The sequence below is a fragment of the Kaistella sp. PBT33-4 genome (assembly GCF_029194425.1).
In the GTDB taxonomy this organism is placed as follows: domain Bacteria; phylum Bacteroidota; class Bacteroidia; order Flavobacteriales; family Weeksellaceae; genus Marnyiella.
The window spans coordinates 504,130-518,014 of record NZ_JARFYL010000002.1 but is presented as its reverse complement, the minus strand read 5'-3'; the positions used below and the strand labels follow the sequence as shown (position 1 = coordinate 518,014).

The following is a 13,885-nucleotide window of genomic DNA, read 5'->3' as shown; positions in this document are numbered from 1 at the left end:
ATAAATGGAGTTTCTAGACCATTACTCTTTCATATTTTTACCAAACTCCCGAAAAATTCCCAGATAGGCAAACAGAAAAATCCGCTTCCAAAAGGAAACGGATTCGTTATCATAGCAAAGGAGCTTTTGGCTGTTGGCTGTTAGCAATAGGCTAAAAGCAAGCCGCCAAAATCACACTTTAATTTCTACGTCAACTCCTGAAGGAAGCTCTAATTTCATTAGGGCATCTACAGTTTTGGAAGAAGAGGAGTAGATGTCCATCAGCCTTTTGTGGGCTGAAAGCTGGAACTGCTCTCTTGCTTTCTTGTTTACGTGAGGCGAACGAAGAACTGTAAAGATTCTTTTGTTCGTAGGCAATGGGATCGGACCGTTTACTACAGCACCGGTAGCCTTTACCGTTTTTACGATCTTCTCAGCAGATTTATCTACCAAATTGTAATCGTAAGATTTTAATTTTATTCTGATTCTTTGTGACATTTTATTTTATGCTTTATGCAGTAAGCAATATGCTATATGTTCACTGCTTTGAAATTAAAAATTTGTACTAATTATAATCGCTTGCAGCTTGATAGCTTAAAGCTTACAGCTTGGTTAACCTTTTGCTTTTGCAATGATCTCTTCAGCAACGTTGGTTGGAGCAGCTTCGTATCTTTCAAACTCCATGGAAGAGCTGGCTCTACCGGAAGAAAGTGTTCTAAGCGTTGTAACGTATCCGAACATTTCAGAAAGCGGCACGAAGCCTTTGATAACTTTTGCGTTGTTTCTGTCGTCCATACCGTTTACTGTACCACGTCTCTTGTTAAGGTCACCTACGATATCACCCATGTACTCCTCAGGAGTTACCACTTCAATCTTCATAATAGGCTCCATGATCACAGGCTTCGCTTTTTTACCTGCTTCCTTGAAACCAAGCTTCGCAGCAAGTTCAAAAGAAAGTTGGTCAGAATCCACCGCGTGGAAGGATCCGTCTTTAAGCGTCACTTTAATACCTTCAACTTCAAATCCGGCCAAAGGTCCGTTTTTCATCGCTTCTTTGAAACCTTTCTCTACAGAAGGGATAAATTCCTTAGGAATGTTACCACCTTTAATCTCGTTGATGAATTCAAGACCTGGCTTGTTGTCATCAGCCGGAGAAAGTTCGAATACGATATCAGCAAATTTACCACGTCCACCGGATTGTTTTTTGTAAACTTCTCTGTGGTTTGCAGTCATGGTAAGGTTTTCCTTGTACTCTACCTGAGGTTGTCCCTGGTTTACTTCAACCTTGAACTCTCTTCTCATACGGTCCACAATAATGTCCAGGTGAAGTTCACCCATACCGGAGATAATAGTCTGTCCTGAAGCTTCGTCAGTTTTAACCTGGAAAGTAGGATCTTCCTCAGCAAGTTTAGCCAAAGCGTTACCCATTTTATCCTGGTCAGCCTTGGTTTTTGGCTCAACAGCGATACCAATTACCGGATCCGGGAACACCATAGATTCAAGAACGATTGGGTGTTTCTCGTCGCAAAGTGTATCACCGGTCTTAATGGATTTAAATCCAACCGCTGCACCAATATCTCCAGCCTCAATAAATTCGATTGGCTCCTGCTTGTTAGCGTGCATCTGGAAGATACGGGAGATTCTCTCTTTACTGTTTGATCTTGTATTAAGAACGTAAGAACCGGCATCCAGTCTTCCTGAATAAGCTCTGAAGAATGCCAGACGTCCTACGAAGGGGTCGGTAGCGATCTTGAACGCCAATGCGGCGAAAGGTTCATTTACTGATGGCTTTCTTGAGATAGGCTCGTCGGTTCTTGGATCTGTTCCGTCTATCGCTTCCTTGTCCATTGGTGAAGGAAGGTAACGGCAAACAGCATCCAGCATGAACTGTACACCTTTGTTTTTGAATGAAGAACCGCAAGTCATTGGAATGATGCTCATATCCAGAGTAGCTGCTCTCAGTGCGGAGTGAATTTCTTCTTCAGTGATGGAATTTTCGTCTTCCATGAATTTCTCAAGAAGGTTCTCATCGTATGCAGCGATCTCTTCGATCAACTGAGCTCTGAACTGCTTCACTTCGTCCATCATTTCCGCAGGGATGTCTACGATGTCAAAAGTAGAACCATGATTATCATCGTGCCATACAATCGCACGGTTTTTAACCAAATCTACCACACCTTTGAAATCTGCCTCATCACCAATTGGAAGTACGATTGGCACCGCATTGGAACCAAGCATTTCTTTCACCTGCTTACAAACATTCAGGAAGTCAGCACCCTGACGGTCCATCTTGTTCACAAAGCCCATACGTGCAACTTTGTAATTGTCTGCAAGTCTCCAGTTGGTTTCAGACTGAGGTTCCACACCGTCTACAGCGGAGAAAAGGAATACTAGTCCATCCAGTACACGAAGCGAACGGTTTACCTCAACGGTAAAGTCCACGTGCCCCGGGGTATCGATAATATTGAAATGATAGTTTTTCGCATCCGGAAGCGGCTTACCCTGTTCAGTTGGGAATTTCCAGTCTACAGTTACTGCTGCAGATGTAATTGTAATCCCTCTTTCAGCTTCCTGCTCCATCCAGTCGGTAGTTGCTCCACCTTCGTGAGTTTCCCCAATCTTGTGGTTTTTACCGGAGTAAAATAAAATCCTTTCTGTAGTGGTGGTTTTCCCTGCGTCAATATGCGCAGCGATACCGATGTTTCTTGTTAGTGTAAGATCTCTTGCCATTTCAGATTAGAATTTAAAGTGTGAAAATGCCTTGTTTGCTTCAGCCATTCTGTGAGTGTCTGTTTTCTTTTTATAAGCAGCACCTTCTTCTCTGGAAGCAGCGATAACTTCAGCCGCCAGCTTTTGGGCCATAGACTTGTCGTTTCTTGCTTTAGAGTATTTAATTAACCACTTCATCGCCATAGAAATCTTTCTGTCGGCTCTGATGGGCATAGGGATCTGAAAGTTAGCACCACCAATTCTTCTGGAACGAACCTCTACGTGAGGCATTACATTCGTAAGTGCATCTTTCCAGATTTCAAGGGCAGTCTTTTCAGTTTCACCTTTTTTTGCTTCTACAAGCTCAAGCGCGTCGTAGAAAATTTTGAATGCAATTGACTTCTTACCGTCAAGCATCAGGTTATTTACAAATCTTGTTACCAGCTGATCATTAAACTTTGGATCCGGTAACAACGGTCTTTTTTTTGCTTTCGTCTTTCTCATTGTTCTGTACCTTAAACTTTAATGATTACTTCTTTTTACCTTTTGCTGGTGCAGCAGCTGCCTGACCTGGTTTTGGTCTCTTAGCTCCGTACTTGGATCTTCTCTGAGTTCTTCCACTCACACCTGCAGTGTCTAAAGCACCTCTTACAATGTGATAACGTACTCCCGGTAGGTCTTTCACCCTTCCGCCTCTTACCAATACTATCGAGTGCTCCTGAAGATTATGTCCTTCGCCCGGGATGTAGGCGTTGATCTCCTTCCCGTTAGAAAGTCTTACCCTTGCTACTTTTCTAAGTGCAGAGTTAGGTTTCTTTGGGGTAGTGGTGTATACTCTCGTACAAACACCGCGTCTTTGTGGACAAGAATCAAGGGCAGCCGATTTGCTCTTCTTGGCAAGCGTGGCTCTTCCTTTTCTTACTAATTGTTGAATAGTAGGCATTTAATTGCTTTTTATTTTAGGGTGCAAAAATAGAAATAAATATTCAACCTACAAACACTGATTTATAATTAATTACAAATTATAATCAACATGAAGCTTGGATTACGACCATTCACTCATTAAACTGTTACAAGATAAGCCTGGGAAACCGTAATTATGGCTTGACCCCGCCTAGACATAAGTGTTGGTTAGCACAGAATTTGCATCCTCTGTTTACATTAAAAATCTTTAAAAAAAATATTATGAACAATCCTGACATCATCGGGCTGGAAAAAACCGACATTAATCCTATTGCAGAAAAACTGAATGAATTGCTGGCCAACTACTCGGTATTTTATCAGAACACCAGAGGAGCCCACTGGAACATCAAGGGCAGTGATTTTTTCACCCTTCATCCAAAATTTGAAGAACTTTATGATAATCTGGTTCTTAAAATCGACGAAATTGCGGAAAGGATTCTGACACTGGGCGCCACTCCCAAACACAACTATTCAGATTACCTCACTGTTTCGACAATCAAAGAAAGCAACGAAGTCTCCGACGGCAATAAATGTGTTCAAAACATCCTGGCATCATTTAAAATCCTCATTGATATGCAGAGAGAACTTCTGGACATGACAGAAAAAGCAGGTGACGAGGGAACCAACTCACAGATGAGTGATTATATAACGGAGCAGGAAAAAGAGGTATGGATGTACAATTCCTTCCTCGGCAAGTAATTTCCTCTTCCTTCACAATAAAATCGCCTTATTACAGGGCGATTTTTCTTTGGATTATCTACATTTGTTAATATTTATCAGTATGACGAATTCTGTACGGCTGCGCTCCCTTCTCGATAACGACTTTTATAAAATTACCATGCAGAATGCGGTGGTGAAGCTGTTCCCAAATGAAAGGGTTAGATACCGGTTTATTAACCGCGGCAACCATCACTTCCCTGAGGGTTTTGATGCCGAACTCCGGAAAGCCGTAGATGCGATGGCTGAACTGAAACTAACACGCGAAGAAAAAGACTACCTCCGTATTACCTGTCCTTATCTGGACCTTCCATATCTCGATTTCCTGGGCGGCTACCATTATGATCCGTCGGAAGTTCACATCCGGCAGCAGGGCAGTGATCTGGAAGTCACTGTAGAAGGCCAATGGTACCGCACCATCCTTTGGGAGGTCCCGTTGCTGGCGCTTATTTCTGAACTGCATTATGAGCTGAACAAGATGGAGCGTGAGGCTGATGACACCGTGCAGCAGAAAGCATTGCTGAAGGTGGAGGGACTGGAAAGGCTACAGGTAAAATATGCCGAATTCGGTACACGGCGCCGGCATTCGTATAAAGTGCATGACCTTGTCATGGACGCGCTTACCCGTAACAGCAGCAGCGGATTTACGGGATCCTCAAATGTGCATTTCGCAATGAAATACGGCGTAAAGCCTATTGGCACTCATGCTCATGAATGGTTTATGTTTCATGCAGCCGAATATGGTTTCAAGATGGCCAATGCGCTCTCACTGGAACATTGGGTGGACGTATACCGTGGCGACCTTGGCGTAGCCCTGTCCGATACTTATACTACGGAAGTTTTCTTCAGCCAGTTTGATAAGAAATTTGCCAAACTTTTTGACGGGGTACGTCATGACAGTGGCGATCCAATTGAATTTGCAGAAAAAACCATTGCCCATTATAACAGACACGGCATCAACCCGCTGTTTAAATATATTATTTTTTCAGACGGGCTCGATCTGGACAAAGTTGCTGAAATCACCCAGGCCTGCAGGGGCAAAATAGGGATTTCGTTCGGAATCGGTACCAATCTTACAAATGATGCGGGTGTAAAGCCTATGAATATCGTGATGAAGCTGACAGGTGTAAAATCCCAAAGCGGCGATTGGATACCCACCGTGAAACTTTCAGATGAACCGGGAAAGCATACCGGCGAATTACGGATGATTAATTTAGCGAAAGAATTTTTAAATATAACTGGCTAATACCATTAATCACGCAATGAATCTTAAAACTTCAGAACCATTTTGGCTGGTAAAAAACGGCATTATCAATTCCTATCCTTCCCTGCGTGAAAACCATGAAACAGAAATCCTTGTGTTAGGCAGCGGAATTACGGGCAGCCTTATTGCTCACCAATGCATTTCAGACGGTTACGAAACCACGCTGATTGACCGCCGTGAAGTTGCTAACGGGAGCACCTCTGCAACCACATCCATGCTGCAGTACGAAATAGACACCCCCCTGTGCGAGCTCAAGGAAATGATTGGTGAGAAAGGTGCGGTGCAAAGCTACTGGGCGTGTTATCATTCTATCGATAAGTTGGCTGAAATTTCAAAAAATATAAAATCCAAAGCCGGTTTTATGAAAAAGAAGTCGCTCTACTTTGCCGCATATAAAAAGGATCTTCCAGATTTAAAGAAAGAATATAACGCCCGTGAAATGCATGATTTTCCGGTAAAATGGCTGGAAGCGGCAGAAATTGAAAAATTATACGGACTTAAGAGCAGCTTTGGAGGAATCCTCTCAGATCAGGGCGGAAGCATGGACGCATTTCAGTTCTCGCATGATCTTCTTAACTTTAACCAAAAAAAAGGTTTAAAAATTTTCGACAAGACCAATATTAAAAGTGTTGTCTATAAAAAGTCCGGAATAAAAGCTACTACAGAGTTTGGCAATACTATCTCAGCAAAAAAAATCATTTATTGTAACGGCTTTGAAAGTGTAGAGGTGGTAAAGGATGATTTTGTTAAACTCCTTTCTACATATGCTCTTGTAAGTGAACAGAGTTCCCGGTTGCCACCTAAGTTTGACAGTATGTTATTTTGGAATACCTCCTCGCCCTATCACTATCTCCGAAGTACTGACGATGGGCGTATTTTGGTGGGAGGAGAGGATGAAGAGTTTATAAATAAGGAAAAAAGGGATCAGCTTCTGGACATAAAGTCAAAAAAGCTAAGAAACTATGTTAAAAAACTACTCCCCGATTTTGACTTCAGGCCAGATTTTACCTGGGCCGGTATTTTCGGCGAAACGAAAGATGGATTACCTTATATTGGCGAACATCCCAAATTTCCGGGCGCTTATTTTGTTTTGGGATTCGGCGGAAATGGGATTACCTTTTCAGTTATAGGCATGGAAATGCTTTCTGTTCATCTTAAGGGAGGCAGCCACGAATTGGAGGAATTTTTTCGTTTCAGCAGATAAAGCATATTAACCAAATTCAGAAAATATGAAGGTTTCAGTTCTATGTATTTTAATCATAATTTTATCCTCCTGCGCTGTAAAGAGTGCAAAAGAAGAAGGTATGTCCGGTAAATCTGAAATGAAATTCAATCAGAAACTGGCAGATTCCCTGGGTGCAGATGAAAGGGGAATGCGATCCTATATGTTAATCATCCTGAAAACCGGACCTCAGGATGCCTTGATCACCGATAAGAAGCAGCGCGAAGAACTTTTTAAAGGACACTTCTCCAACATGAATGAAATGGAGAAGGCCGGACAGCTGAAGTTGGCAGGACCTTTCGCCACTAAGAACAACCTGGGCTACCGTGGCATTTTCCTGCTTGATGTAAAAACAGAAGCTGAAGCAAGGGATCTTCTGCAAAATGACCCTACCGTAAAGACAGGAATATTTAATGTGGAAATCCTCCCCTGGTATGGATCGGCTGCCATTCCTATGCATCTGCAGTATCATAAGAAAATAGCAAAAGATACCCCTTAGGTAACATTCTGATTTTCTGAACCGGCATTTTTGAATCCATTTAAACATTTCCTGTAATGAAAAATTTCACTTCAATAGAACAGGTACTCGGAAAGCTTGATGAAATCATTGACGATTGCAGGAAAAAGCAGAGTCCGAACGGATATTTTGCGTGTACCTACCGAAGTATGACCATTGCTGTGTTGAAGGGTGTGCAGAGAAAAGAATTTGAAGATCCGGCCCGAATGGTAAGACTGGACCTGGCGTTTGCGTACCGGTATTTTGAAGCCTATGATCAATATAAAAAGAGATTGAAATGCAGCAATTCATGGCATACCGCATTTGAAGCGGCCAAAGACCCACGGTTGCTTATCATGCAGCATATTGTATTGGGTATCAATGCCCACATCAACCTTGACCTGGGTGTTGCGGCAGCATCCATCATGCCATACCGGAAAATCAATCCGCTGAAAAATGATTTCAATAAAATCAATACCGTCATTGCGTCCATCAATCAAAAAGTGCAGCAATCACTGAGTGAAATATGTTATCCGGTAGAAGTACTGGATCAGCTGTCACAGGGAAATGATAACCGCACGCTGGACTTTGCCATTTCAAAGGCCCGCCAAACTTCGTGGGCTGCCGCCACAGTGCTTTCCAATTCCTCATCCTTTATTAGGCCTACCCTTGTACGCATCGTGGATCACGCTGCGGCACAAATTGCAGCAAATATCATTACATCCCCAAGGACGCCGAAGCACATCCTGGCTAAGCTGAAAGCGTGCGAAAGCAGCAACGTAGCCCGGAATATTGATGTGCTTTATGCCACCGCGGTCTGAATAAAGACTGTGCTGTACTCCGAATACCCATTTTTCTTTTTACTTTTGAAAAATGGAAATTACATCACTGATAATTGGTGTTATCTGCGGGGCAGGTGCGGGGGCAGTGATCGCCTACTTTATGCTGAAGTCCACCCATGTATCAAGGCAGGTTAATGATGAATTAAACACAAACTTCATCCGCACACAAGCTGATTTAAAAAATTCCGAAAAGAAAATACAGGAACTGGACGAAGCGTTTCAAACCGAAAAGGCGGCAAACCAAAAATTTACAGAGGAGATCTCTTCCCTCCGGAACAGCTTGGCAAGAGTATCCGCGGAGAACAAACGCACCGAAAGCCAACTTAATGAAATGCGGGAAATCCATCTTAAGCTCAACCAACAGATTGAAGCCCTTTTTCATGAAAAACAGGAAATGTTTGGCAGAAATGCTGAACTGACTGCCAATAACGAAAGCCTGCAGCTGTCATTAACAAACCAGAAAGCGGAGATTGAGCGGATACAGGAATTGGCTAAAAACGAGTTTAAAAATCTGGCCAATGAAATTCTGGAAGAGAAATCCAGAAAATTCACCGATGCCAACAGGGAAAATCTTGATGTATTGCTGAAACCACTGGGGGAAAACCTGGAAACCTTTAAAAAACGGGTGAATGAAGTCTACGAAAATGAAGCACGTGAAAGGTTCTCATTGAACAATACTATTAAACTTATGCTGGAGCAAACCTCTAAGGTCAGTCAGGAGGCCAATAATCTTGCTGCAGCGCTTAAAGGTCAGACAAAAACACAGGGAAACTGGGGCGAAATGATCCTGGAAAGAATCCTGGAGGATTCCGGACTCTGCAAAGACAGGGAGTACTTTTCGCAATATCATATAAGGACAGAGAGTGGCGAAAGTCAGAGGCCTGATTTTGTACTGAAATTACCCGGAAACCAGATAGTCATCATAGATTCCAAAGTATCGCTTAATGCTTATGAGAGAATGTGCTCCGCAGAAACCGACGAAGACCGGCAGCTTAATCTGAATATGCACATCGGAGCTATTAAAAAACATGTAGATACCCTCGCAAATAAACGGTATGATAATCTGAAAGAGGCGCTTGACTTCACCATTATGTTCATACCGGTAGAACCTGCCTTTCTTACCGCAGTACAGTACGATACGCAGCTTTGGAACTATGCTTATCACAAACATATTATATTGCTGAGCCCTACCAATTTAATAGCCTACCTAAAACTCATATCCGATGTCTGGAAGCGTGCAGACCAAAACAGGAATGCGGAGGAAATTGCACGGCAGGCAGCTGCGCTCTACGACAAGTTTGAAGGATTTGTTTCGGATCTGCTGAATGTAGGCAAGAAAATGGAGAGCGCCAAAGCAGATTACGAGAATGCCATGAAAAAACTTTCCACCGGTAATGGAAATCTGGTCCGTTCGGCAGATAAACTGAGGCAGCTGGGCGCAAAGCCTAAGAAAAAATTGCCGGCCCAGTTACTGGAAAGATCAGGCGTAGAGGAACCGGCAACTGCTGACCACGAAAATAATAATGAAAATGATTGAGAGCCTTCAGAACGAGAGAATAAAGAAACTTTCCAGGATAATTACTGACAACAGGTTTCGCAAAAAAGCGGGAATATTCGTTGTGGAAGGAAAACAGGAGAATGAGCGGGCCCTTCGTTTCGGGTACGAGGCAGAGGAGTTTTATATTGCGCAAAGCATATATAATGCGGAGCCTCCAAGCGGGAAAGTTTGTGAGGTTTCCGCGAAGGTATATGAAAAACTTGCCTACCGCGGGAAAGCTGAAGGAATCATCGGACTCTACAGAGAAAAAGAATGCAGCCTTGAGGATTTTAACCCGTCGCCACAGTCATCGGTGATAGTTGTTGAATCACTGGAGAAACCCGGAAATCTGGGTGCGATACTGCGGAGCTGCGAAGCTTTTGGAATAGAAGCGCTACTGATTGCTGATCCCCGGTTAGATATTTACAATCCCAATGTGATACGGTCCAGCGTTGGATGCCTATTCGGCATGAATGTTTATCAGGCCGAAACAGAAGAAATTCATGCTTTCCTGAAAGACCGGGATTTCAAAATCTTCACCACAATAATGGACAGCAGCGCACGGGATATCCACACCCAGGATCTGAGCGGCAGAGCGGCGCTGGTGTTCGGCACGGAGCATTCAGGCCTCAGTACTTTTTGGCAAGGCAAAGGCCAGAATACCTTAATACCGATGGCGGGCAGCATTGATTCCCTGAACCTCAGCAATGCCGTAGCCATATCCTGTTATGAAATCTTAAGACAGAAACTTCAGAAAAAGACATAAAAAAACCGTTCCCAAAAAAGGAACGGTTCTTTGTTCGTTTGTGTAAACTATTAGTTAGTTACAGCAGCAGAATCAGTTACAGTAGCTTCTGGAGCAACAACAGCAGCAGAATCAGCAACAACTACAGCAGTATCAGTGATGATCGCAGCAGAGTCCATTTCTACAACAGTTGAATCAGCACCTGTAGTGTCAACAGTTTCAGTTTTCTTACAAGCAACTAGAGCTAATGTAGCGAATGCAGCTACGAATAATGACTTTTTCATAATGTATATTTAAATTAATTAATTGTTCTTTTTTTAATGCGTGCAAAAGTACACTTTATTTTTGAATTCCAAACCTAATATTTACAGGTTGAAATATTTTTTTTCAGATTACTTAGTTGCCTCTTTTACAGCGTCCTTAGCGTCCTTAGCGGCACCGGCAGCACTTTCAGCAGCACCTTTGGCGGCTTCAGCAGCACCAGCAGCAGCGTCTTTTGCAACAGCAGCACCTTTTGATGTTGTAGCAGAAGCAGCGTCAGCAGCAGCATCCACAGTAACAGCAGCAGCTGAATCGATAACCTCTACAGCTGAATCAGCAACCATTGCAGCCGAATCTGTAGCAACTACAGCCATTGAGTCTGCAGAGTTGGTTGTATCTACTGTTTCTTTTTTATCGCACGCAACAAGAGCAAGGGCAGCGAAACCTGTGATTAAAAATGATTTTTTCATAATACTATTAAATTATTTGATTTGTTGTTTAAATTTACACTTTGTTGAAGACGACATGAGAGAATCATTCATTTTCAACACTACAAAGGTATAGGCATACGGAATTTTGTTGCAGAAAATTAATTGTATTATCTTTGTAAAACTGTTTTACAAAAAAGTAACTCTGATTATCAGCACCTTAACAAAAAGTAAAAAGATTGTCAAATATAGATCTATTGCATTTTGAGCAGCTGAAACTTGCTGTGCAGGCTCAGTATCTTAAGAATCACACACCTTCCCACGAAGATATATCCAAGTGGAAAGGTATAGATATCATCTATTTTCAGGAAGATCTCCGTCAGATTGCCAAAGGCAACATCAGCGAAAAGACCTTTTATACTTATTTCAAGACGGTGCCTGCAACTAAGCTGCCGCGCATTGACATGCTTAACCTTCTTAGTATTTACGCGGGTTTCGTTTCATGGCACGACTTCCGGAAAAACTGCAGCCTAGGTGATGAATCTCTCAACACGGCTGAAACTGTTTTGTCCCAGGAAGAGGAAAATCCCCAGGCCACACCAGTAGCAGAATCGGCACCTTCAATTGCTGAAAAAAGCGCCAGCAAAGAACCTAACACTGTTATTTTACAAAAATCGGATACTGAAAATCAACCGCTTAAAGATATCCGCCCATCCTTCGACACGTACGATACGGAACAGATTCCACGCCGGAAATCCATCAGAAAATATCTTCTAGGTGCAGCAACGATCGTACTGGCTGTTCTGACCGGATTGCTGGCATTTGGGGATAAGATATTTGAGAGGACTTATATGTACTGTTTTTCTGACGCCGACCGGAATGCCTCTATACAGAATATGCTGGAGATCAAGGTGATTAAAGAAAACGAGTCTCCCATTATGTACAGAATTCCACCCGGTGAGTGCTTCCAGTATTCAACAAAAGACAAGGTGTTAAGAATGGAGATAACCTCGCCGTTTTATGAAAACCTGAGTGTAAACCGAAACCTGGAAACTGCGCCGCGTGAGGAAAATTTAGAACTAAAGCCGGACGATTATAAAATGGCCGTCTATTATTTCTCAAAAAAAGATATTTCCGGCAACCCGGATGAGGCGTTAACACTGATAAAACAAAAACGCAGCGAGCTTGAAAACCGTATAAGTGACAATGCTGTCATTTACCAGGTTTATGACAGTGACCTGTATGGGATAGAAACCCTGGATAAGCAGAAATACATCACTCTGGTAACCACTCCTACGACCTCGCTCCGAAACCTGTCCGTAATTGAAATGATTAGGGAAAAGGGAAAAATAGTATCCATCAAATTTAAAATAAATGAAGATGAAGAAAATAATTAGGTTATTAATGATATGCGTAATTCTTCTGGCTGTAGCCTGTAAGAAAGAGCAGGCACCCAACCTGTCCCTGGAGCAGGTAAAATACAACAGTAACAAATCCAGCTACCCCTCTACAAAGATGGACAGCGCGCAGGCCATCAATAAGATTACCAAACAAAAGGTTCGGGAAGTCCTGGAACTGTCTATTCTGTACAAGGCCGGAAAGCAGGATACTGATATCGATGCTGCACTTTATAAGCAAATTCTGGGTTATTTCTATAAACCCGACTCACTCACCGTCCACAACCTTCTTACAGAACTTGACAGCCTGAATGTTGGGAATGCGCGTATTGGCAACTTTGAAGTTACAGAACGCTATTTTAAGGAGGATACGCTGAATTTTGCTCGTTTTGACGTTCAGTACTTTGACCGCAACAACCGGCCCATCGGTAGTTTCCAGCGTGAAGCTCAGTATGTACTGGTTCCCGCTGAAATCAGATTTAAGAAAGAATTCAAGTTCTTTTTCCTGAACTTCTATCAGCAACCTATCCTAAAAGACAGTATTTCATCAGGTGTAACCAGATAATCAAGAGGTACGTCCTCTTTTGTCAGATCGGCCACCGGTAATCCCGGCGCAAAGAATCCCACCCCCACCTTACTGCAGTTTGGCTCAAGGGTGGCGAAAAACCGGTCGTAGAAACCTTTCCCATAACCCACTCTGCCCCCACTTCGGTCGCAATAAAGCAATGGGGTAATTATATAGTCGAAATCTTTTACCCTCGCATCCTTATTGGATTCCGGTTCACGTATACCCCAACCGTTCTGAATCATTTCGGTGTCCGGAAATATTTCAACGGAAATTATTTCGCCGTCCAGCATCTTAGGAACGAACACACGTGCCCCCTTTTCATAAAGCTCATTGATGAACGGGGCGGTATGGACTTCATTGAACTTACTGATACTGATAAAAACATGGAATTTCTGACCGACTGTAACCGGAAAAGCCTCACGGAAACGCGAAAAGATGCGTTCGGAGGCTAATTTAACATCCGCTTCAGAAAGCGCTTTTCTCTTTTCTAGATACAAAGTCCGTAATTCGTGCTTAGTCATAGGCTAAGTTATTTTCACAGAAATAATATTCACAGGGCAAGCTTTAGCCGCCTTTTCGCAGGGTTCCACCGCATCAGCTGAGGGAGTTTTAAGAGTATAGAATCCTTTTTTATCTGCTGACTTCAACAGAACTGATTTTCCGTCTTTACGGGACATCCGGAAAAACTCCGGTGCAAACTCAGCACAGTAGTTACAGCCAATACATTTATCGCGCTGCAGCGTAACTATAATCATAG

General features: G+C 42.8%; 17 protein-coding genes. 9 read left to right on the top strand and 8 right to left on the bottom strand.

Features of this window, described 5'->3' with window-relative positions; all coding sequences use genetic code 11:
• Positions 1 to 171 precede the first annotated feature (171 nt).
• The 4 genes from rpsJ to rpsL form a co-directional block, all read right to left on the bottom strand.
• Positions 172 to 477, bottom strand: coding sequence for a 30S ribosomal protein S10 (gene rpsJ / locus P0M11_RS05365; protein WP_002661363.1), 306 nt, complete (start codon positions 475 to 477; stop codon positions 172 to 174).
• Between the two features lie 114 nt (positions 478 to 591).
• Complete coding sequence (gene fusA, locus P0M11_RS05360; RefSeq protein WP_275624764.1) at positions 592 to 2,709, bottom strand: elongation factor G; 2,118 nt, start codon at positions 2,707 to 2,709, stop codon at positions 592 to 594.
• Positions 2,710 to 2,715: 6 nt separating this feature from the next.
• Positions 2,716 to 3,192, bottom strand: a complete 477-nt coding sequence (rpsG, locus tag P0M11_RS05355) for a 30S ribosomal protein S7 (protein WP_158063216.1) — start codon at positions 3,190 to 3,192, stop codon at positions 2,716 to 2,718.
• Positions 3,193 to 3,217: 25 nt separating this feature from the next.
• On the bottom strand, positions 3,218 to 3,631 hold the full coding sequence (gene rpsL / locus P0M11_RS05350) for a 30S ribosomal protein S12 (protein ID WP_158063215.1): 414 nt from the start codon (positions 3,629 to 3,631) through the stop codon (positions 3,218 to 3,220).
• 242 nt (positions 3,632 to 3,873) lie between these two features.
• On the opposite strand from rpsL, the gene P0M11_RS05345 reads away from it, so the two are divergent.
• The 7 genes from P0M11_RS05345 (at position 3,874) to P0M11_RS05315 (ending at position 10,495) form a co-directional block, all read left to right on the top strand.
• Positions 3,874 to 4,350, top strand: coding sequence for a Dps family protein (locus P0M11_RS05345; protein WP_275624763.1), 477 nt, complete (start codon positions 3,874 to 3,876; stop codon positions 4,348 to 4,350).
• 82 nt (positions 4,351 to 4,432) lie between these two features.
• Positions 4,433 to 5,614, top strand: a complete 1,182-nt coding sequence (gene pncB, locus P0M11_RS05340; protein WP_275624762.1) for a nicotinate phosphoribosyltransferase — start codon at positions 4,433 to 4,435, stop codon at positions 5,612 to 5,614.
• A gap of 16 nt (positions 5,615 to 5,630) precedes the next feature.
• On the top strand, positions 5,631 to 6,836 hold the full coding sequence (locus P0M11_RS05335) for an FAD-binding oxidoreductase (RefSeq protein WP_275624761.1): 1,206 nt from the start codon (positions 5,631 to 5,633) through the stop codon (positions 6,834 to 6,836).
• A gap of 100 nt (positions 6,837 to 6,936) precedes the next feature.
• On the top strand, positions 6,937 to 7,353 hold the full coding sequence (locus P0M11_RS05330; protein ID WP_275624760.1) for a YciI family protein: 417 nt from the start codon (positions 6,937 to 6,939) through the stop codon (positions 7,351 to 7,353).
• A gap of 56 nt (positions 7,354 to 7,409) precedes the next feature.
• The gene (locus tag P0M11_RS05325; protein ID WP_275624759.1) at positions 7,410 to 8,171 is read left to right on the top strand and encodes a DUF5995 family protein; all 762 of its coding nucleotides are present in this window, start codon (positions 7,410 to 7,412) and stop codon (positions 8,169 to 8,171) included.
• 52 nt (positions 8,172 to 8,223) lie between these two features.
• Complete coding sequence (gene rmuC, locus P0M11_RS05320) at positions 8,224 to 9,729, top strand: DNA recombination protein RmuC (protein WP_275624758.1); 1,506 nt, start codon at positions 8,224 to 8,226, stop codon at positions 9,727 to 9,729.
• A complete protein-coding gene (locus tag P0M11_RS05315; RefSeq protein WP_275624867.1) occupies positions 9,722 to 10,495 on the top strand; it encodes a TrmH family RNA methyltransferase in 774 nt (257 codons plus the stop codon). The genes rmuC and P0M11_RS05315 overlap by 8 nt, the downstream gene beginning before the upstream one ends.
• A 50-nt stretch (positions 10,496 to 10,545) precedes the next feature.
• Here P0M11_RS05315 and P0M11_RS05310 read toward each other — a convergent pair whose 3' ends face one another.
• Both P0M11_RS05310 and P0M11_RS05305 read right to left on the bottom strand, forming a co-directional pair.
• Positions 10,546 to 10,758 (bottom strand): hypothetical protein, encoded by a 213-nt coding sequence (locus P0M11_RS05310; RefSeq protein WP_158063210.1) that lies wholly within the window; start codon positions 10,756 to 10,758, stop codon positions 10,546 to 10,548.
• 108 nt (positions 10,759 to 10,866) lie between these two features.
• Complete coding sequence (locus P0M11_RS05305; protein WP_158063209.1) at positions 10,867 to 11,205, bottom strand: hypothetical protein; 339 nt, start codon at positions 11,203 to 11,205, stop codon at positions 10,867 to 10,869.
• A gap of 197 nt (positions 11,206 to 11,402) precedes the next feature.
• On the opposite strand from P0M11_RS05305, the gene P0M11_RS05300 reads away from it, so the two are divergent.
• Positions 11,403 to 12,560: a hypothetical protein gene (locus tag P0M11_RS05300; RefSeq protein ID WP_275624757.1), complete on the top strand. Its 1,158-nt coding sequence runs from the start codon at positions 11,403 to 11,405 to the stop codon at positions 12,558 to 12,560.
• Positions 12,544 to 13,125, top strand: a complete 582-nt coding sequence (locus P0M11_RS05295) for a hypothetical protein (protein ID WP_275624756.1) — start codon at positions 12,544 to 12,546, stop codon at positions 13,123 to 13,125. Before P0M11_RS05300 ends, P0M11_RS05295 begins: the two co-directional genes overlap by 17 nt.
• On the opposite strand, the gene P0M11_RS05290 is transcribed toward P0M11_RS05295, so the two are convergent.
• Entirely contained in the window at positions 13,077 to 13,649 is a 573-nt protein-coding gene (locus tag P0M11_RS05290; RefSeq protein ID WP_275624755.1) for a 5-formyltetrahydrofolate cyclo-ligase, read from the bottom strand. The genes P0M11_RS05295 and P0M11_RS05290 overlap by 49 nt on opposite strands.
• Before the next feature lie 3 nt (positions 13,650 to 13,652).
• Positions 13,653 to 13,883 carry a ferredoxin gene (locus tag P0M11_RS05285; RefSeq protein WP_275624754.1) on the bottom strand — a complete coding sequence of 77 codons (231 nt, stop codon included), beginning with the start codon at positions 13,881 to 13,883 and terminating at the stop codon, positions 13,653 to 13,655.
• Between the last annotated feature and the right edge of the window lie 2 nt (positions 13,884 to 13,885).